15 protein-coding genes are annotated in these 19,658 nt (G+C 56.8%); 8 read left to right on the top strand and 7 right to left on the bottom strand.

Annotated features, from left to right (window positions below; translation table 11 throughout):
- Positions 1-48: 48 nt before the first annotated feature.
- Positions 49-1,587, bottom strand: coding sequence for a Na(+)/H(+) antiporter NhaB (gene nhaB / locus F3J31_RS02880; RefSeq protein WP_167211240.1), 1,539 nt, complete (start codon positions 1,585-1,587; stop codon positions 49-51).
- A gap of 201 nt (positions 1,588-1,788) precedes the next feature.
- On the opposite strand from nhaB, the gene fadR reads away from it, so the two are divergent.
- Positions 1,789-2,508: a fatty acid metabolism transcriptional regulator FadR gene (gene fadR / locus F3J31_RS02875; protein WP_008500512.1), complete on the top strand. Its 720-nt coding sequence runs from the start codon at positions 1,789-1,791 to the stop codon at positions 2,506-2,508.
- 116 nt (positions 2,509-2,624) lie between these two features.
- Here the strand turns inward: fadR and F3J31_RS02870 are convergent, their stop codons facing one another.
- On the bottom strand, positions 2,625-4,157 hold the full coding sequence (locus F3J31_RS02870; protein ID WP_023293929.1) for a SpoVR family protein: 1,533 nt from the start codon (positions 4,155-4,157) through the stop codon (positions 2,625-2,627).
- 321 nt (positions 4,158-4,478) lie between these two features.
- Between F3J31_RS02870 and F3J31_RS02865 the strand changes: the two genes are divergently transcribed.
- Positions 4,479-5,777, top strand: coding sequence for a D-amino acid dehydrogenase (locus F3J31_RS02865; protein ID WP_045908248.1), 1,299 nt, complete (start codon positions 4,479-4,481; stop codon positions 5,775-5,777).
- 9 nt (positions 5,778-5,786) lie between these two features.
- On the top strand, positions 5,787-6,857 hold the full coding sequence (gene dadX / locus F3J31_RS02860) for a catabolic alanine racemase DadX (RefSeq protein ID WP_008500515.1): 1,071 nt from the start codon (positions 5,787-5,789) through the stop codon (positions 6,855-6,857).
- A gap of 97 nt (positions 6,858-6,954) precedes the next feature.
- Here dadX and F3J31_RS02855 read toward each other — a convergent pair whose 3' ends face one another.
- Positions 6,955-8,688: a potassium/proton antiporter gene (locus F3J31_RS02855; RefSeq protein ID WP_045908249.1), complete on the bottom strand. Its 1,734-nt coding sequence runs from the start codon at positions 8,686-8,688 to the stop codon at positions 6,955-6,957.
- Between the two features lie 97 nt (positions 8,689-8,785).
- Positions 8,786-9,700 carry a muramoyltetrapeptide carboxypeptidase gene (gene ldcA / locus F3J31_RS02850; RefSeq protein ID WP_126533693.1) on the bottom strand — a complete coding sequence of 305 codons (915 nt, stop codon included), beginning with the start codon at positions 9,698-9,700 and terminating at the stop codon, positions 8,786-8,788.
- A gap of 106 nt (positions 9,701-9,806) precedes the next feature.
- Between ldcA and emtA the strand changes: the two genes are divergently transcribed.
- Positions 9,807-10,418: a membrane-bound lytic murein transglycosylase EmtA gene (gene emtA, locus F3J31_RS02845; RefSeq protein ID WP_024909815.1), complete on the top strand. Its 612-nt coding sequence runs from the start codon at positions 9,807-9,809 to the stop codon at positions 10,416-10,418.
- A gap of 38 nt (positions 10,419-10,456) precedes the next feature.
- On the opposite strand, the gene F3J31_RS02840 is transcribed toward emtA, so the two are convergent.
- Positions 10,457-11,188 (bottom strand): flagellar brake protein, encoded by a 732-nt coding sequence (locus F3J31_RS02840; RefSeq protein ID WP_048029456.1) that lies wholly within the window; start codon positions 11,186-11,188, stop codon positions 10,457-10,459.
- A gap of 208 nt (positions 11,189-11,396) precedes the next feature.
- On the opposite strand from F3J31_RS02840, the gene F3J31_RS02835 reads away from it, so the two are divergent.
- On the top strand, positions 11,397-11,651 hold the full coding sequence (locus tag F3J31_RS02835) for a GlsB/YeaQ/YmgE family stress response membrane protein (protein ID WP_008502662.1): 255 nt from the start codon (positions 11,397-11,399) through the stop codon (positions 11,649-11,651).
- A 112-nt stretch (positions 11,652-11,763) separates the two neighbouring features.
- The gene (locus F3J31_RS02830; protein WP_167211237.1) at positions 11,764-13,866 is read left to right on the top strand and encodes a TonB-dependent siderophore receptor; all 2,103 of its coding nucleotides are present in this window, start codon (positions 11,764-11,766) and stop codon (positions 13,864-13,866) included.
- Between the two features lie 64 nt (positions 13,867-13,930).
- On the opposite strand, the gene F3J31_RS02825 is transcribed toward F3J31_RS02830, so the two are convergent.
- Complete coding sequence (locus tag F3J31_RS02825) at positions 13,931-15,616, bottom strand: alpha,alpha-trehalase (RefSeq protein ID WP_167211234.1); 1,686 nt, start codon at positions 15,614-15,616, stop codon at positions 13,931-13,933.
- Positions 15,617-16,041: 425 nt separating this feature from the next.
- Between F3J31_RS02825 and F3J31_RS02820 the strand changes: the two genes are divergently transcribed.
- Positions 16,042-17,379 (top strand): carbohydrate porin, encoded by a 1,338-nt coding sequence (locus F3J31_RS02820; protein WP_048029459.1) that lies wholly within the window; start codon positions 16,042-16,044, stop codon positions 17,377-17,379.
- Positions 17,380-17,392: 13 nt separating this feature from the next.
- On the opposite strand, the gene F3J31_RS02815 is transcribed toward F3J31_RS02820, so the two are convergent.
- Positions 17,393-18,349: an AraC family transcriptional regulator gene (locus tag F3J31_RS02815; protein ID WP_048029460.1), complete on the bottom strand. Its 957-nt coding sequence runs from the start codon at positions 18,347-18,349 to the stop codon at positions 17,393-17,395.
- A gap of 115 nt (positions 18,350-18,464) precedes the next feature.
- Between F3J31_RS02815 and F3J31_RS02810 the strand changes: the two genes are divergently transcribed.
- Positions 18,465-19,652 (top strand): MFS transporter, encoded by a 1,188-nt coding sequence (locus F3J31_RS02810; RefSeq protein ID WP_032675011.1) that lies wholly within the window; start codon positions 18,465-18,467, stop codon positions 19,650-19,652.
- Positions 19,653-19,658 lie beyond the last annotated feature (6 nt).

Here is a 19,658-nt window from a genome sequence, read left to right as displayed (position 1 = left end):
TATCGTGCGAAAAGGCAAACGGGCAGCGAACTGCCCGAGTTGCAGTATTTACTGCGCCGCAAGTATACCCGCTTGTATCAACCATTGCGTACAGGGAATGAGGGTAATTTTGACGCAAAGCAATCCCACGATCGTGAGCACCAGCGTGTAGGGCAGCGCCATCCACACCATCCGGCCATAAGAAAGACGTATGAGGGGGGCGAGGGCGGAGGTCAGCAGGAACAGGAAGGCGGCCTGGCCGTTTGGCGTCGCCACCGACGGCAGGTTGGTGCCGGTGTTGATCGCCACCGCCAGCAGCTCAAACTGTCCGGCGCTGATAACGCCTTGCTCCATGGCCGCTTTGGCCTCGTTGATGTAGACCGTCCCGACAAAGACGTTATCTGAGATCGACGAGAGCAGGCCATTAAACAGATAAAACAGCGACAGTTGAGCATCCGGCGACGCCTTTAAGACAAAGGCAATAATCGGCGCGAACAGATGCTGGTCGATAATCACCGCCACGACCGCAAAGAACACAGCCAGCAGGGCGGTAAACGGCAGGGCTTCGGTAAAGGCTTTGCCGATGGCATGCTCACCCGTTACGCCGGTAAAGGTGGTGGCGAGAATAATGACCGACAGGCCAATCAGCCCCACTTCAGCCAGATGGAACGCCAGCGCGGCGATCAGCCAGACGCCGATGATCCCCTGAGCAATCAGGCGCAGCGTCTCCTGGCGCGTCCGCTGGCGTCGACTCTGCAGATCAAATTTATGCAGCTCCTGGCGCACCGGCTCCGGAAGTTGTGCTCCGTACCCAAAGAGGCGAAACTTCTCCACCAGCAGACAGGTCGCCAGACCGCAGATCAGCACCGGCACGCTCACTGGCGCCATTCTCAGGAAGAAATCACCGAAGTGCCAGCCCGCCGCTTTGGCAATGATCAGGTTTTGCGGCTCGCCCACCATCGTCATCACGCCCCCCAGAGCGGTACCGACGCCGGCATGCATCATCAGGCTGCGCAGGAAGGCGCGAAACTGCTCCAGTACCTCACGGTTATGCGCATCGACGTGGCTGTCATCCTGCAAATCCTCGCCCGGACGAGAGGAGGCCACGCGGTGATAAATACCGTAAAACCCCACCGCTACGCTTATCACTACCGCGACCACCGTCAGCGCGTCCAGGAAGGCCGACAGGAAGGCAGCCGCAAGGCAAAATGCCAGCGAGAGGAACATTTTCGACGGAATGCTGAGCAGCAGGCGCGTGAAGATAAACAGCAGCAGCTGTTTCATAAAGTAGATGCCCGCCACCATAAACATCAGCAGCAGAAGCACTTCAAGATTGGATGCCAGCTCGGCCTTGACGTGCTCAGCGCGGGTCATGCCGATGACGACGGCCTCAAACGCCAGCAGTCCGCCCGGCAGAAGGGGATAACATTTCAGCGCCATCGCCAGGGTGAAGATAAATTCCGCCACCAACAGCCACCCGGCCATAAACGGGTTCACGCTAAAGAGGAGGGGATTTACGACCAGGAACACCAGAAGTAAAAGCTTGTACCAGTCAGGAGACTGGCCTAAAAAATTGCGCCACAGCGCGCGCCCAAATGAAATTTCCACGACAGACGTCCTTCCCCGTCAAGTAAGACAAAACATCAGTATACGCAAAAATCGCGGGCCGGAGGCGGATAACGCTGCAGTGTAAATTTCACAAAAATGAAACGGCGATCCCTCTTTTCTCTCTTTGCCGCGCTACCTGCCACTGCGTGCCTCTGGTATGATGAGTCCAATTTGCTAAAGCTGTGTAATGGAAATCTCACTATGGTCATTAAGGCGCAGAGCCCGGCGGGTTTCGCGGAAGAGTACATCATTGAAAGCATCTGGAATAATCGTTTCCCTGCGGGGTCCATTCTTCCGGCTGAACGCGAACTCTCTGAACTGATTGGCGTCACTCGCACCACGCTGCGTGAAGTGCTTCAGCGACTGGCGCGCGATGGCTGGTTGACGATCCAGCACGGCAAGCCAACAAAAGTGAACAACTTCTGGGAAACCTCCGGGCTGAACATTCTTGAAACGCTGGCGCGTCTCGATCATGAAAGCGTGCCACAGCTCATTGATAATCTGCTCTCCGTTCGCACCAACATCGCGACGATCTTCATTCGTACGGCTTTCCGTCAGCATCCGGAAGATGCGCTTGCGGTACTGGCCAGTGCCAACGAAGTGGAAGATCACGCCGACGCGTTTGCCACCCTCGATTACAACGTCTTCCGTGGGCTGGCGTTTGCCTCCGGCAACCCGGTGTACGGTCTGATCCTCAACGGCATGAAAGGGCTCTACACCCGCATTGGCCGCCACTACTTTGCCAATCCAGAAGCCCGCAGCCTGGCGCTGGGCTTCTACCATAAGCTGAGCAAGCTGTGCTCTGAAGGCCTGCACGATCAGGTTTATGAGACGGTGCGCCGCTACGGTCACGATTCCGGTGAAATCTGGCACCGTATGCAGAAAACGCTGCCGGGCGATTTGGCGATTCAGAGCCGCTGAAATAAAAAACCTCTCGTATGAGAGGTTTTTTTTCGTCGGGTGGCGGCTACGCCTTACCCGACCTACGGGTCTTGTAGGCCCGGTAAGCGTAGCGCCACCGGGCAAAAAAGGCTGCACTACAGCGTATTCAACCGCGCCGGGCAACGTTCCAGCAGCTCGACGCTCCCGTCTTCATTCTGCTGCTCCAGCTGCACGTCAAAGCCCCACAGGCGATGCACATGCTTCAGCACCTCTTTACGCCCTTTATCCAGCGGCGCGCGATTGTGCGGGATATAGCGCAGCGTCAGGGAGCGGTCACCGCGTAAATCCACGTTCCAGACCTGAATATTCGGTTCAAGGTTGCTCAGGTTGTACTGGGAAGAGAGGCGAGAGCGGATCTCACGGTATCCCTCCTCGTTGTGGATTGCGGAGATCTCCAGATAGTTGTTGCGGTCATCGTCCAGCACGGTGAAGAAGCGGAAGTCACGCATGATCTTCGGCGACATAAACTGGCTAATGAAGCTCTCATCTTTAAAATCGCGCATCGCAAAGTGCAGCGTTTCCAGCCAGTCAGATCCAGCGATATCCGGGAACCAGTACTTGTCTTCTTCCGTCGGTGACTGGCAGATACGCTTGATGTCCTGGAACATGGCAAAACCAAGCGCATACGGGTTAATGCCGCTGTACCACGGGCTGTTGTAAGGCGGCTGGAACACCACGTTGGTATGGCTGTGGAGAAACTCCATCATGAACCGCTCGGTAACTTTCCCCTCGTCATACAGGTGGTTGAGGATGGTGTAGTGCCAGAATGTCGCCCAGCCTTCGTTCATCACCTGCGTCTGCTTTTGCGGATAGAAATACTGGCTCACCTTGCGCACGATGCGCAGGATCTCACGCTGCCACGGCTCCAGCAGCGGAGCATTCTTCTCCATAAAATAGAGCAGGTTTTCCTGCGGCTCGGACGGATAGCGACGCGCTTCGGCGATCGTTTTTTCCTCCTCACGCTTCGGCAGGGTGCGCCACAGCATGTTCACCTGGCTCTGGAGATACTCTTCGCGGCTTTTCTGCCGCGCTTTCTCCTCCTGCAGGGAGATTTTCTGCGGACGTTTGTAGCGATCAACGCCGTAGTTCATCAGCGCGTGGCAGGAGTCGAGCAGTTTTTCCACTTCGTCCACGCCGTAGCGCTCTTCGCAGTCGGTAATGTATTTACGGGCGAAGATCAGGTAATCGACGATGGAGCTGGCATCCGTCCAGCTGCGGAACAGATAGTTGTTCTTGAAAAAAGAGTTATGCCCGTAGCAGGCGTGCGCCATCACCAGCGCCTGCATGGTAATGGTGTTCTCTTCCATTAAATAGGCGATACACGGATTGGAGTTGATGACGATTTCATACGCCAGACCCTGCTGGCCGTGCTTATACAGCCGCTCCGTTTCAATAAATTTCTTACCAAACGACCAGTGCGGATAGTTGATCGGCATCCCGACGCTGGAGTAGGCGTCCATCATCTGTTCGGACGTAATGACTTCAATCTGATGGGGGTAGGTATCCAGGCGATACAGTTTTGCGACCCGGTCGATCTCGGCGAGGTAAACATCCAGCAGCTCGAAGGTCCAGTCGGGTCCATCGCTCAGACGTGTGTTGTCCTTGTTCAGGGAATCAATAGTAGCCATTAGCGCGCCCTCGTTGTGGGTGCTCTCTCTGTCTGGAGAGCCTCCTTTCAAGCATAGATCAACGCGTTAAAAAGCGTGCTGAGGCAGAAATTTTTTCTTTGCGATTTCGCGTTTTTGATACGGCAAAAAACGGGCGTCCCTCAGCATATTATGCTGGTTAAAAATAACGCGCAGCAGGAGATCCCAAATTAGCACTATCCCCTGATGCTGGGGGATGTGTGAGGTAAGTCACCATAAAAAAGTCGTATGTTGAATAATATTTTCAACTAGGTTATCAATCTGTAATTAGAAGATTGTTCTTTTGCACATAATGGAGTGGCTATGCGTGTTGTCATACTGGGAAGTGGTGTCGTTGGGGTAACCAGCGCCTGGTATTTAAGTCAGGCGGGACATGACGTCACCGTTATCGATCGTGAGTCAGGCCCTGCGCTGGAAACCAGCGCGGCGAACGCCGGGCAAATCTCTCCCGGCTATGCGGCACCGTGGGCAGCGCCGGGCGTTCCGCTGAAAGCGATTAAATGGATGTTCCAGCGCCACGCGCCGCTGGCCATCAGCCTTGACGGCACGCAGTTCCAGCTGAAGTGGATGTGGCAGATGCTGCGCAACTGCGACACCCGCCACTACATGGAGAATAAAGGGCGCATGGTGCGCCTGGCGGAATACAGCCGCGACTGCCTGAAAGCGCTGCGCGCGTCAACGGGGATTGAGTACGAAGGTCGTCAGGGCGGAACGCTGCAGCTGTTCCGCACGGCGCAGCAGTACGAAAATGCCACCCGCGATATCGCCGTGCTGGAAGATGCTGGCGTACCGTACCAGCTGCTGGAAGCCAGCCAGCTTGGTCAGGTTGAACCGGCGCTGGCGGAAGTGGCGCATAAGCTGACGGGCGGCCTGCGCCTGCCGAACGACGAAACCGGCGACTGCCAGCTCTTTACGCAGCGTCTGGCGCAGATGTGCGAGCAGGCGGGGGTGAAGTTCCGCTTTAACACCGCTGTCGACAAGCTGCTGTCGGAAGGGGAAAAAATTTACGGCGTGAAGTGTGGCGAAGAGGTGATCAAAGCGGATGCTTACGTCATGGCGTTTGGCTCGTACTCCACCGCCATGCTGAAGGGCATTCTCGATATTCCGGTCTACCCGCTAAAAGGCTACTCGCTGACCATTCCGGTAAAAGAGGAGAGCGGCGCACCGGTTTCTACCATTCTGGATGAAACCTACAAAATCGCCATTACCCGCTTCGATAACCGCATCCGCGTAGGCGGCATGGCGGAGATCGTCGGCTTCAATACCGAGCTGCTGAAACCGCGTCGTGAAACGCTGGAGATGGTGGTAGGGGATCTCTTCCCGCGCGGTGGCTTTGTCGAGCAGGCGACGTTCTGGACCGGCCTGCGTCCGATGACGCCGGACGGTACGCCGATTGTGGGGCGCACGCCGTTCAAAAACCTGTGGACCAATACCGGACACGGCACCCTTGGCTGGACGATGGCCTGTGGCTCCGGCCAGCTGCTGAGCGACCTGATTTCCGGACGCACGCCAGCCATTCCGTTTGACGATTTAAGCGCCGCGCGCTATCAATCGGGGTTTACGCCGTCGCGTCCACAGCACCTGCACGGCGCGCATAACTAAGGAGTTGTCATGTCCCGTCCTGTTCTGGCTCAGCTGAACCTGCAGGCCCTGAAGGATAACCTGCAGATTGTTCGCCGGGCGGCACCTGGCGCACGCGTGTGGTCGGTGGTGAAAGCGAATGCCTACGGCCACGGCATTGACCGTATCTGGAGCGCGCTGAGCGCCACCGATGGTTTTGCCTTACTCAATCTGGAAGAGGCCATTCTGCTGCGCGAGCGCGGCTGGAAAGGGCCCATACTGCTGCTCGAGGGCTTCTTCCACGCCGACGATCTGCCGCTGCTGGATAAGTACCGGCTGACCACCAGCGTTCACAGCAACTGGCAGATCAAAGCGATTCAGGATGCGAAGCTTCACGCGCCGCTGGATATCTATCTCAAGGTGAACAGCGGCATGAACCGCCTGGGCTTCCAGCCTGAGCGGGTGCATACGGTCTGGCAGCAGCTGCGCGCGCTGAAGAACGTAGGTGAAATGACGCTGATGGCGCATTTTGCCGACGCGGAAAAACCGGACGGCATTGCCGATGCCATGGTCCGCATTGAGCAGGCGGCAGAAGGGCTGGACTGCCCGCGCTCGCTATCCAACTCGGCGGCCACGCTCTGGCATCCCGAGGCGCACTACAACTGGGTGCGTCCGGGGATCGTTCTGTACGGCGCGTCGCCCTCGGGCCAGTGGCAGGATATCGCCAACAGCGGCCTGAAGCCGGTAATGACCCTGCGCAGCGAAATCATTGGTGTGCAAACCCTGAAGGCTGGCGACACGGTGGGCTACGGCAGCCGCTATCGGGCAAAGGGCGAGCAGCGGATTGGTATCGTGGCGGGCGGCTATGCCGACGGCTACCCGCGCATTGCGCCGACCGGCACGCCTGTGTGGGTCGATGGGGTTCGCACGGGGACGGTAGGCACCGTATCAATGGATATGCTGGCCGTTGACCTGACGCCATGTCCGCAGGCGGGTATCGGTTCGCCGGTTGAGCTGTGGGGTAACGAAATCAAAATTGATGACGTGGCGGCCGCGGCGGGCACGGTGGGGTATGAACTGATGTGTGCTCTGGCACCAAGGGTACCGGTTGTGACAGTGTAACAAATGTTTGTGTCGGGTGGCGGCTTCGCCTTACCCGACCTACCAAATCCTCGAGGGTAGGCCGGGTAAGCGTTAGCGCCACCCGGCAAAAAAACCGCTACTCCGCTTCCTCTTCCATCGGCCTCAAACCGACTTTCCTCACAGCGTTATCTTCTTTCTCTGCTACCGTCCAGATCATCCCGGCAAACTCGACCTGATCGCCCACGACCGGGGCAGCGCCAAGCCGCTGCTGGATGATTTCACCCAGCGTTTGCTGGCTATCTCCGTCTTCAGCACCTTCATCCAGGCCGTAAATCAGCGCCACATCGGCAAACCTGGCGCTGGCTTCCAGAATGAAATCGCCGAAGAAACGCTGGTCCAGCGCCACCGGAGGCGACTGGCTGAACAGCTTGCCCAGTGCGGGCAGGTCGCGCTCGCGGCCAATCACGCAGAGAATGTCCCCTTCGCGCAGGCGGGTGCTGCCGGTAGGGTGCAGCAGAACATTGTCGCGGAACAGGGCGGCAATGCGCGTTTCGGCCGGCATGTGCAAATCGCGCAGCGAAGCCCCCACGCACCATTTGTCGGCGCTCAGCTGATAAACGAACTGTTCCCACGGGTTCTCCGGATGGATGTCGAGCCCCACACGGGAAACTGGCCAGCCCACGGGAGGCACCACCACTTTGGCTTTTTTCGCCGCCCACCCGAGGGACGTTCCCTGGAACAGCAGCGAAATCAGCACCACGAAGAACGCCACGTTAAAGAACAGCCGGGCGTTATCCAGACCCGCCATCATCGGGAAGACCGCAAGGATAATCGGCACCGCGCCGCGCAGGCCCACCCAACTGATGAATATCCGCTCGCGCAGGTTGAAGCCGCGAAACGGCAGCAGGCCAGCAAATACCGACAGCGGACGGGCGAAGAAGATCATCCACGCGGACAGCAGCAGCGCCGGAACCGCGATGGGCAGCAGGTCTGAGGGGGTGACCAGAAGCCCCAGCACCAGGAACATGCCGATCTGCGCCAGCCAGGCCAGACCGTCGAAGTTCTGCAAAATGGCATGCCGGTTGCGAATAGGGCGGTTGCCCATCAGGAACCCGCAGAGGTAGACGGCGAGAATGCCGCTGCCGTCCAGCGCCGTGGTAACGGCAAAAATGAGGATGCCGCCGCTCAGCGCCAGCAACGGGTAAAGCCCCAACGGCAGCGATATGCGGTTGATTGTCTGCTGAAGCAGATAGCCTCCCGCCAGGCCGATGACAATCCCCAGGCCAAACTGCTGCAGGATATGCCACGCAAACGTCCAGCTCAGCCCGCTTTCGTGCTGCTGAATCATCTCGATAAGCGTAATGGTGAGAAACACCGCCATCGGGTCGTTACTGCCGGATTCAATCTCAAGCGTGGAGCCAACACGTTCATTGAGCCCTTTTCCACCAAGCAGAGAAAACACCGCTGCCGCATCGGTTGAGCCGACAATCGCGCCGATCAGCAAACCTTCCATGATATTGAGATGGAAGAGCCACGCGGCCATCATTCCGGTGAGGCCGGAGGTTATCAACACGCCAACCGTCGCGAGCGACAGCGCGGGCCCTAAGGCCACGCGGAAGGAGCTCGCCTGGGTGCGCATGCCGCCGTCCAGCAGGATCACCGCCAGCGCCAGGTTACTCACCATGTAGGCGAAAGGATAGTTATCGAATGGGATACCGCCAATGCCATCAATGCCGGCCAGCATGCCGATGGCGAGGAAAATAACAAGAATAGGTATGCCGAGACGCGATGAAAATGAACTTAATAAAATACTGCTGGTTACAAGGACCGAACCCAGAATGAAAAGGCTGATTATCGCTGCGGCATCCAATGTTCTCTTACTCCCACCTCAATGTTAACGCTGTTACTAAAACCCTAACATATTAACGACGGCAACAGCGTTTTATTAAGGGGGTATAACGGCTTTTTTATGCCTTTATGACAGGATGGCCGCTGATGGTCAGCCGGGAGCCGGAATCATTATGGATCAGGGAGGCGTGCGCCCCCAGCGCCAGGGTCACGGTGCGCTGCTCATGGCCGAAATCCAGACCGGCGATCACCGGAACATCCAGCCGCGAGCGAATGAACTCAATCATGGTTTCCAGGGAGTAACCCGCGTCATAGTCATTCGGGGCAGAGCCGCTGAAGCTGCCCAGCACGATCGCGGACTGGCGCTCAAGAATACCGGCATGATAGAGCTGCAACAGCATGCGCTCGACGCGGAACGGATGTTCGTTGATATCTTCCAGCACCAGAATGCCGTCTTCGATGTGTGGCATCCACGGCGTGCCGATAAGCGAAACCAGCATCGCCAGGTTGCCGCCCCAGAGCTGGCCTTCACATTCCCAGTGCGGTCCAAAGCCCCGCCACTCCACGCTGTAGGTAGGATTACGCAGCGCGCGCCAGAAATGTTCCACGGTGAACGCTTCCAGCTCCGGCGCGCCGAAGTTACCGGCCAGCATTGGGCCGCTGAAGGTGATGACGTTATGCAGCGCCAGCAGCCCAAGCTGGATGACGGTGAAATCACTGTGGCCGCATATCAGCAGCGGATCCTGCTGCTGGCGCTGCGCCAGGCCCTGCCAGTCAATGCTCTCCAGCAGCCTGCTCGCGCCATATCCGCCGCGCACCGCCAGCACTATGCTGTTTTCACCCTTCAGGTTCACCAGGCTGTTGATATCATTCAGCCGCTGCGCTTCGGTACCGGCAAAACGCTGCTGGCGGCGGGGGATAATCGTCTGATTTTCTACCTGGTGGCCCGACTCCAGCAAACGCTGAACGCCCCGCTGCGCCGCGTCCTGGTTAATGCAGTAGCCCGACGGCGCGATGAGATGAAACTGAGACATGGCAATTCCTTGCTGAATGAGAAACTAATTGTCTATATCATGCCGCTTATACGCCGCCTGCTTCAAGAGCGGCGCACCGCGATGACCGGCTATAAGGATAGATGACGTGAAATTGAGATGGTTTGCTTTTTTGATTGTGTTGCTCGCTGGCTGTAGTTCAAAACATGATTATCAAAACCCGCCCTGGAACCCGGAAGTGCCGGTGAAGCGCGCGATGCAGTGGATGCCGATCAGTGAACAAGCCGGGAAAGCCTGGGGCGTCAGTCCGCGTCTCATCACGGCGATCATTGCGGTGGAGTCCGGCGGTAATCCCACGCTTGTCAGCAAATCCAACGCGGTGGGGCTGATGCAGCTTAAAGCGTCAACGGCGGGGAAAGAAGTTTACCGCTATATGGGCTGGAGCGGTCAGCCGTCGACCAGCGAGCTGAAGAATCCGGAACGCAACATTTCAATGGGCACGGCCTATCTAAGCATCATGGAGCACGGCGTGCTGAAGGGCATTAAGGATCCGGAGGTGATGCAGTACGCGCTGGTGGTCTCTTACGTTAACGGTGCCGGCGCGTTGCTGAGAACCTTCTCCTCTGACCGCAAAGAGGCGATAGAAGAGATTAACGGCATGGACAAAGACGAATTCTTTGAGCATGTGGCGAAAAATCACCCGGCACCACAGGCGCCTCGTTATATCTGGAAAGTACAGAAAGCGATGGATGCCATGTAATGCCGCAGACGGGCGGCGGTCACGCTGCCCGATGTTCCTTACAGAACTTTATTTGCGCGTTCCCGCGCCTCGCGCTCCAGGGAGTAGATAATGCGCTGCAGCTCGCGCTCTGCGCCGGGCCCGACATTCAGGAAACGGAAGCTCAGACGCGGCGTGGTGATGGTTTCATTTTTGCTGTCCACGACGGTGCGGTCGCTGATGGCAATCAGCTGTGCATCGAAATAAAAGCGCCCCCAGCCCCCCATATCCAGCTCAATTTGCGTGAACCGCATGCCTTCTACCAGTCCGTCGGGTTTCGGCGTATCCATCAGCGCACCCATACCGCCCAGCGACAGATCGAAGAGGCGGAAGCGGATCTCTTTTTTGTCCGGCATTTTGGCCTTGCAGAAGTAAGCGGGATGAAGCGGGGCGTTGATGCGGAAATATTCGCGACGCTGGACAAACCAGAGATTGCCAGGAAGGGGGGTCACAAAGGCCGGAAGCCCCTGATATTCGCTCAGTTCCAGTCGCGACAGGACAAACTCCACTTTGGCGCCCTGCGTTTCGGCCATCACGGCGATATTCTCCGCCTTCAGCGCCGCGCGGTTTTCATACTCCTGGCTGCCCAAATCAATCACCAGCCGCTCCTGCGAGGCGTCAAGGATCTTGCTGATGAACTGATTATTCGACCAGCTGATGCGCAGCGGCACTTCACCTTTTTGCAGGTCGCGTAATACCCCTAATACAGCCAGCGGATTTTGCTTGAGGAACTGCTCACTGTAATGACTCACGCCGGATGGCTCCTTGATAGATGACAGACTGTCTTAGCGTTATCGGCAATCTGCGATGAAACTTAATACAAACCGGTGAGTTTTTTTTGCCTGTTTAGACAAAGATAAGTCGGTGAGAAGAAAATGATTTTCCGGCGATGACCTATACTTATGTTAGCTGTGCAGAAGGTTTTCTGCGCATGCGTTAAACCTGCAAGAGGGCATCGCTATGGGTATCATCGCCTGGATTATCTTTGGTCTTATTGCTGGCGCTATCGCGAAATTGATCATGCCGGGAAACGATGGCGGCGGCTTTATTTTGACCTGTGTACTCGGGGTCGTTGGTGCGGTTGTGGGCGGCTGGCTGGCGACGATGTTTGGCTTCGGAGGCAACATAAGTGGTTTTGACCTGCACAGTTTTCTGGTCGCTGTCGTGGGCGCCATTGTGGTGCTGGGCATATTCAGGTTACTGCGACGAGCATAACATGACGTAAACGGCTCTCTGCGGAGGGCCGTTTTTTTGCCTGTGTATTGATTTGTTAATCTAAATGATAATAATTGTCGTTCCGTATTGCATCTAACAACAAGACGACATTATGACTCCTTCACGTTTTACGCTATGCGCCCTGGCAGGCGCCGTCTCGCTCGCACTGCATGTTCCGGCATTCGCCGAAGAATCCACTATCGTCGTCACCGGCGCAGAGCAGGGCAGCGCGCTGCCGGCCTGGACGAACAGCGCCACGAAATCGGCCGTTGCTGAAAGTAAAACGCCGCAGGTCATCACGACCCTCTCTGCGCCGGAAATTGACAAGCGCCATGCGAATTCCGTGAATGAAATCCTGCGCTATGCGCCAGGGGTCTCAACCGAGGTGCGGGGAAATACCTCCTACATGAGCGAATATAAAATTCGTGGCTTTACCGTCGACCAGGAGTTCTACAACGGGCTGCAGCTGCCCTATAACGTCACCGGCAATACCAAAGCCCGCATCGATCCGCTGTTGATTGACAGCGTTGATATCCTGAAGGGCCCCTCATCGGTGCTTTACGGCGGCGGCTCGCCGGGCGGGCTGGTGAATATCCAGAGTAAAAAGCCGCAGCGAGAAGCGCGAACCGAATTCGGATTTAACACCGGTAACCGCAACCTGAAAGAGGGCTATCTCGACTCAACCGGGCAGATCGCCGATAGCGACTGGAACTATCGCCTGCTGGGTAAAGCGACGGAAAATGACGATCAGCCGCACACCACCCGGTATGAAAACTACCTGGTTGCCCCGTCCGTCACCTGGCAACCCGACAGCAAAACCCGCCTGACTCTGGATGCGCTGGCGCAGAACTCCCCGAGCCTGACGCCGTCGAACCCGCTGCCGCTCGCCTACCTGCGCTCGAAATACGCGGGCAAGCGCGACTTTGCCGGTGATGAGTGGAACGGATTTAAGCAGCGCCAGTGGATGCTGGGCTACAGCTTTGAACATGCATTCGACAGCGGCTGGGGCTTTAACCAGAAGGCGCGCTATTTCGACGTCGATACGCATCAGCGCAGCGTCTATGCGACGGGCACGGGAAGCGAGGTCTATCAGCTTAACCGCTTTGCCTACACCACCGATGAAGATCTGCAGAGCTTCAACATCGATAACCAGGTGACTAAAACCGTGGCGCTGGGCGACTGGCAACACCATCTGCTGGCCGGGTTTGACTATCAGAAGCTGAATTCCCATTTCCACTACCGTTACGCGTCGGCCACGCCGGGCATGGATATGCGTCATCCTGACTATTCGCAGATCGGCGAAAGCGCGCTGGGCCTGTATACCGCCCAGAAAAACCGTCTGAGCTATCAGCAGAACGGCTACTACCTGCAGGATCAGGTGGAGTGGGGGGGCTTAAATCTGCTGGGCAGCCTGCGCTACGACGATTATCGCTCCGTGACCACCAATTATCTGCAAAACGGTGATAAGGACTGGGTCTCTCAGGATCGCGTCACCAAACGCCTGGGCGCGCTTTACGCTTTTGATAATGGTCTGTCACCGTTTATCAGCTATTCCGAAGGCTTTGCACCGGTGTCGCCGAAGGGAACGCTCGCGGCGAAAGACGTCAAACCGACCACCAGCAAGCAAGTGGAGGGCGGCGTGAAATATCTGCTGGCCGACTACGCCACTACCTTTACCGCCTCGGTGTTCAACATCCGTCAGAAAAATGTCGTCACCTCCGATCCGGGCTTCCTGAACTATCGTCAGACCGGGGAGGTGGAATCCAAAGGGGCTGAGCTGTCTGCCATCAGCCGCCCGACGGACAACCTGACGCTGATTGCGAACTATGCCTACACCCACGCGATCAATACGGAAGATGATAAGTACAAAGGGAAACGTCCAACGCAGGTGCCGGAGAATGCCTTCAATCTCTGGGGGGATTACACCTTTGAGAACACGCCGCTGAAAGGGTTGATGCTGGGGGCGGGGGCGCGCTATACCGGCCCGATGGAAATCTCACCGGCTAACGATGCGGGTAAGCTGGGCGGTACCACCCAGTACGATCTGGCGGCATCCTATCGGATGGGCGAAATCCTGCCTTCGCTGGCAGGGCTGACGCTTAAGGCCAGTGCGCAGAACATCACCAACAAAGAGACGCTGACCTGCTACGACGCGACCAACTGCTGGATTGGGCGCGACAGAACGTATCAGCTAGGGGCGAGTTACAGTTTCTAAGCTAAGCCCTGTGAGTTTAAAAAGTAGGCCGGGTAAGGCGTAGCCGACACCCGGCAATACTCACTTACTGCGCCGTCGCCTTCACTGGCGCCACCTCATCATTCGCGGCAGGCCGATTCTCCGGCACGCTGTCGCACGGTTTCTCTTTCGGGCAGACCCGATCCAGCATCTTCAGCGTCACCCCGTTACTCCAGCCGAAGCCGTCCTGCAGCGGATACTCGCCGCCGCCGCCGCCCGTACCGGTCGTCGACACGTCGTATTTCTCGACCAGTTTCTTTTCCCGGTCATAAGTATGCTGAACGTTTTTCAGGAAGCGCCAGGTCACATCCATCGAGACCTTCTCTTGCCCGTAATTCTGCAACCCTTCCGCCGCCACCCATTGCAGCGGAGCCCAGCCGTTTGGCGCATCCCACTGCTGACCGCTGTTGACGGTGGTGGTCGCTATTCCGCCCGGCTGCAGCAGACGTGAGGAGGTTGCCGCAGCGACTTTATCGGCACGATCCTGCGCCGCCGCCTTCACGTAAAGCGGGAACAGGGCCGCAGCCGTGAGCTGATTGCGTACCTTCTTACTCTTCAGATCGTAATCGGCGTACCAGCCCTCTTTATCATTCCACAGGTGGCTCTCGATGGCTTTCTGGCGCGCGGTGGCCAGCGCCTCATACTTGTTTGCGCTGGCGGCATCGCCGCTTTCCTGGCTTGCCCGGGCCAGCAGTTTTTCCATCTTGAACATCAGGGCATTCAGGTCCACGGGCACAATGCTGGTGGTCCGGATGGTGCCGAGTTTTTGCGGATCGTCCATCCAGCGGGAACTAAAGTCCCATCCCGAGGCCGCGGCGGAACGCAAATCACGGTAGATCTCGGTTGCCGGTCGGTTAGGGTTACTTTTCGCGGTATTCACATCGTCAAGCCAGGACTCCGGGCGCGGGGTGTCGCGATCGTCCCAGTAGCGGTTGAGGATCGCGCCGTCATCCAGTTTCACCACGCGTTTGTTGGCCTGGCCCGGCTGAAGGGCATCGACGCCGTCCATCCAGTAGGCATACTCTTTCTCCATCTGCGGACGATATTTCTTCAGCGCGTCGCTGTCATGGGTCGCCAGCAGTTCAACCATCTGTGAGAAAAACGGCGGTTGGGAGCGGCTCAGGTAATAGCTGCGGTTGCCGTTGGGAATGTGGCCGAAGGTGTCGATCTCATACGCAAAGTTATCCACCATGTCGCTGATTTTGTCCCAATGATCGCTCTCAGCCAGGCCCAGCATGGTGAAATAGCTGTCCCAGTAGTAGACCTCGCGGAAACGACCGCCGGGCACAACGTAAGGCTTCGGTAACGGCAGAAGGGAATCCCATTTGTTGCTGGCTTTATCGGTGGTGCGCGTCAGTACGGGCCAGAGATCGTCAATGTGCTCACGTAACGATTGCCCCGCCGGTGGAACATACTTTTCTCCCTCTTCGGGCAGGGTGAAATTCATCTCGACAAAATGGCGCAGGTCAAAGCTGGACTGCGCGTGCTGCATCCTGTAATCCGCCAGAATCATCAGCGGGTCACTTTTGGGGACTGCATCCGCAAAGGTTTTTTGATCGGGAAACAGTTTAGCGCTTTGCACATCATTGAAGAGGGGCCCCAGTAAAATATCGGGCGGGGTTGTCTGAGCCGCAGGCTGTTCGTTGGCATAGCCAAATGTTGCGACACCGAGCAGCGCGCCTCCCAGCGCAAGATGTAAACAAGCGGGGCGCAATGTACGAGGTTTTATCATCTTTTCGTCTCCTGTCTTTACCGGGCAGCGTGACCGCTGTTGTCAATCACCTGAAAACCTTAGACGAATATTGCCCGCTTCGCGTGTTGAATATCCCATTTTGCGCAGAACCAGACAAATTACCGCGTTCTCAGGCAGGCTGCAGGACGTTTGATAATTTGTTGTGGGAATGAAACCGGTCTAATTATTATCTTAAATAATTATATTTGTATTTTATATAATTAACGTCGGGCAAGTCGATGAAATAATAATGTGAGGCGGGTTGTGTTTCTCTCGTTAATAATAAAGGAATTATTCTGCCCGGTTCACACAAGTTAAAATTCATAATTCAGTTATCAAAAAACATAATAGCGTTCCTGCGTGTATTTGTACGAAATGGCGAAACTCAATCTTTGGGTATTTCCTTTTTAATCAGGACGGAATCTATGAAATTAAAGAAAATGGTCATATTGACAGGTGCACTCTATTCCGGGGCGCTTTTAGCCGCCCAGTCCTCAGCAAGCGTGGAGGAAAAGCTGGCGCAGCTGGAAGCGCAAATCGAAGTGCTTAAGCAGCAACAGGCGACGGTACAGCAGGCAGCGACGGTCACCGTGCAGTCAGAGGAGCCGGTCAACAACGAGGCGCCGCCGAAACTGACGCTGTCAGGTTTTGGCGATATTAAATTTTATGGTGACGTTGAGCTTAATATGGATGCTGCCAGTAAAACGGGTAGCCTGACGTCTGTTAAGCAAAGCGCTAATAACGACTGGGCACCCGGGGATAAAGAACGCTGGGATATTAATGGCCGTATTCTGCTGGGTTTTGATGGTTATCGTAAAATGAATAACGGAAATTATGCCGGATTCTCCGTTCAGCCGCTCGGCGATCTTGCTGGGCAAATGTATCTGGATGACGCCGTATTTTTCTTCGGTTCTGAAAAAGACTGGGAAATTAAGGTTGGTCGCTTCGAAGCGTATGATATGTTTCCGCTCAATCAGGATACCTTTGTGGAATACTCGGGCAATACGGCAGACGACCTTTACAGCGACGGCTACGGCTATATCTATATGCTGAAAGAGGGGCGTGGCCGAACCGACAGCGGCGGTAACTTCCTGGTGAGCAAAACGCTGGACAACTGGTATTTCGAACTGAATACCCTGTTTAAGGACGGCAGCGATCTGTACGTCGACCAGCGTTATCACGGCGCGGAGCTTGAGAACGATAAAAACGTCGCCTACGTGCGCCCGGTTGTCTCATGGCAGAGCGGACCGTTTTCAACCGCGTTCGCTATGGAGACCAACCTGGTAAACAACGCTTACGGCTATCGTGACGATGCCGGGCGCTGGGTCGATCAGTCAGACCGGACCGGCTACGGGTTTACTATGACCTGGGACGGACTTAAAACCGATCCGGAAAACGGGGTGGTCATGAACTTCAACACGGCTTACCTGGACGCGACGGGCGAAACCGACTTTACCTCAGGCATCAATGCCCTTTGGCGTAATTTTGAGCTGGGCTATATCTATGCTCATAACGAAATCGACGAGTTTAATACCTCAACCTTTGACGCCGAGTGTGAAAACGACTGCTGGATCAGCGACCCGGGCGAGTACGACATTCATACCATCCACACGTCGTACCTCATTCCGAACGTCATGAAGATGAAAAACTTCAACATCTACCTGGGCGCGTATGCGTCCTGGGTCAACGCCTCTCCAAAAGAGGGTGACAATAAGAACGACGATCGCTACGGCGGACGCGTACGCTTTAAATACTATTTCTGATGCCGTACGCCAGTCAGGCTTCTTCCGGAGTCTGGCTGGCTTCCCGCAGCGTGCCCGGCGCATGGCCAATGATGCGCTTAAATGCCCGGCTAAAAGCCGCCAGCGATCCGTAACCCAGCCGCAGCGCGACGGTTTCGATCGGCTGGTTCTCATGACGAATATACTGAATGGCCAGCCGCATTCTCAGCTCGCTGAGATATTTTGCCGGGGTCGTTCCCGTCGCCGCGAGAAACCGTTCCGCGAAAACGGATCGGGAAGTCCCGGCTTCTTTTGCCAGATCGGCGACGCTCCAGTTCAGGCCTGGCTGCTGGTGCATAGCGTAAATGGCCCGGCTCAGGCGCGGGTCGCGCAGCACCTGCACCCAGCCGGTGGCTTTGCCGCAGCCGCCTTCAACCCAGCCCCGCACAATTAACGCCGCCACCACATCGGCCAGCCGCGCAAGGATCCCGGCATACCCGGCCTGACGCGCCGCGGATTCCCGCTCCATCGCCGCCAGCAGCGGATGAATTTCCGGCCAGGTGGACATCAGCCGGCTGACCATCATCACTTCCGGCATCGCCTTGATCAGCGGCTGCATGCCGCCCAGCTCAAAATCCATGCATCCGCTAAAGATAAGGGTGTTCTCGCTCTCCGGGCAGGGCTCGCAGGTGATAGCACAGACCGAGCTACAGATAGGCTCGCTCGGAAAGGCGTTGACAGGGGTAAGGGTGGCCTGTTCGTCAGAGAGCAGGGCATGAGAATTTCCGCCGGGAATAAAGAGGGCGTCGCCACCGCTCAGTTCGAACGTTGCACCGCTCTCCATGCGCAACAGGGCGCTACCGTGGCTCACAAAATGAAACTGCGCCCTGCCGGGAGCCTGATGAAACGCGACGCCAAATGGCGCACTGGCTTCAATCCGCCGGTATTTCACGCCTGACAGGCGCATGCCGCGTAAAAGTTCGCTGATCAAATCGGGTGACTGTACGGTCATGGCGCAACTCCGGACGAATAATCAATAAGTGGAGATTATATGTCATAGATCGTCCAGGGTGAACCTTCTATTCTTTTGCGACACTAGTCACATTTTTATAACGGGAGATCAACAGATGAGTTCATGTGTCGCGGCGAGCGAGGCGGTAGCGCCTGCAAAACCCGCCTGGCGGGCCGTCTATTCACTGGGGCTGGGGGTATTTGGTTTGATTACGGCCGAATTTCTGCCCGCCAGCTTGTTAACCCCCATGGCCGCGAGCCTGGGCGTTACCGAGGGGATGGCTGGACAAGCTGTCACCGCCACCGCGCTGGTGGCGCTGGTCACCGGATTGCTGATCACCCCGGCAACCAAGAGTATCGACCGTCGTTGGGTACTGATGTTTTTCTCGGTGCTGCAAATTATCTCCAGCCTGCTGGTGGCCTTTGCGCCTAACCTGCACGTCCTGCTAATGGGGCGCCTGCTTCTGGGGATAGCGATCGGGGGATTCTGGGCGATGTCGACGGCCACGACGATGCGTCTGGTTCCGGCAGATAAAGTGCCGAAAGCGCTGGCGGTGATCTTCTCCAGCGTATCGATTGCCACGGTAGTCGCGGCGCCGCTGGGCAGCTATCTGGGCAGCCTGATCGGCTGGCGCAACGTCTTTGTGCTCTGCATTCTGCCGAGCATGCTGGCGCTGCTGTGGCAGCTCTGGGTGCTGCCGTCCATGAAGCCGGAGAGCAGCGGTAGCCTGAGTACGCTGTTCCGCGTGCTGCGCCGTCCGGGGATGATCGGCGGCATGCTGGCAACCATCCTGATCTTCAGCGGCCATTTCGCTTTCTTTACCTACCTGCGTCCGTTCCTGGAGACGGTAGGCCAGGCGAGCGTGGAGACCATTTCACTGATCCTGCTGGGTTTTGGTATCGCCAACTTTGTGGGCACCTCCGTGGCCGGGCATCTGCTGGCACGTAATCTGCGCCTGACGCTGGCGCTGGTGCCGTTTGCGATGGGCGTTCTCGCGCTCATGATGGTCGCCTTTGGTCATCTGGCCATGCTGGACGGGCTGCTGGTTGCGCTGTGGGGCTTCGCATTTGGCCTGGTTCCGGTGGGCTGGTCCACCTGGCTTGCGACCACTGTTCCAGATGAAGCCGAAAGTGCAGGGGGGCTGCTGGTGGCCTCAATCCAGCTGGCGATAAGCGCCGGTGCGGCCGGAGGTGGGGCAGTGTTTGATCTTAACGGCGCCAGCGGCGTGTTCGCGGGCAGCGGTTTCCTGCTGGTGACGGCGATGGTGATTGTGTTCATGGGTGTGAAAGTGAAAGCGGAGTGATTTTTT

This window comes from Enterobacter sp. Acro-832, assembly GCF_011752745.1.
Taxonomy (GTDB): Bacteria; Pseudomonadota; Gammaproteobacteria; order Enterobacterales; family Enterobacteriaceae; genus Enterobacter; species Enterobacter quasiroggenkampii.
Note: the sequence above shows the minus strand (reverse complement) of the source record. Positions and strands in the feature narration are given on the sequence as shown.

Excerpts from the sequence above, each read along its gene's own strand:
- fadR (WP_008500512.1), top strand. The coding sequence starts at position 1,789 with ATGGTCATTAAGGCGCAGAGCCCGGCGGGTTTCGCGGAAGAGTACATC.
- F3J31_RS02870 (WP_023293929.1), bottom strand. The coding sequence starts at position 4,157 with ATGGCTACTATTGATTCCCTGAACAAGGACAACACACGTCTGAGCGAT.
- F3J31_RS02865 (WP_045908248.1), top strand. The coding sequence starts at position 4,479 with ATGCGTGTTGTCATACTGGGAAGTGGTGTCGTTGGGGTAACCAGCGCC.
- dadX (WP_008500515.1), top strand. The coding sequence starts at position 5,787 with ATGTCCCGTCCTGTTCTGGCTCAGCTGAACCTGCAGGCCCTGAAGGAT.
- ldcA (WP_126533693.1), bottom strand. The coding sequence starts at position 9,700 with ATGTCTCAGTTTCATCTCATCGCGCCGTCGGGCTACTGCATTAACCAG.
- F3J31_RS02835 (WP_008502662.1), top strand. The coding sequence starts at position 11,397 with ATGGGTATCATCGCCTGGATTATCTTTGGTCTTATTGCTGGCGCTATC.
- F3J31_RS02830 (WP_167211237.1), top strand. The coding sequence starts at position 11,764 with ATGACTCCTTCACGTTTTACGCTATGCGCCCTGGCAGGCGCCGTCTCG.
- F3J31_RS02825 (WP_167211234.1), bottom strand. The coding sequence starts at position 15,616 with ATGATAAAACCTCGTACATTGCGCCCCGCTTGTTTACATCTTGCGCTG.
- F3J31_RS02820 (WP_048029459.1), top strand. The coding sequence starts at position 16,042 with ATGAAATTAAAGAAAATGGTCATATTGACAGGTGCACTCTATTCCGGG.
- F3J31_RS02815 (WP_048029460.1), bottom strand. The coding sequence starts at position 18,349 with ATGACCGTACAGTCACCCGATTTGATCAGCGAACTTTTACGCGGCATG.
- F3J31_RS02810 (WP_032675011.1), top strand. The coding sequence starts at position 18,465 with ATGAGTTCATGTGTCGCGGCGAGCGAGGCGGTAGCGCCTGCAAAACCC.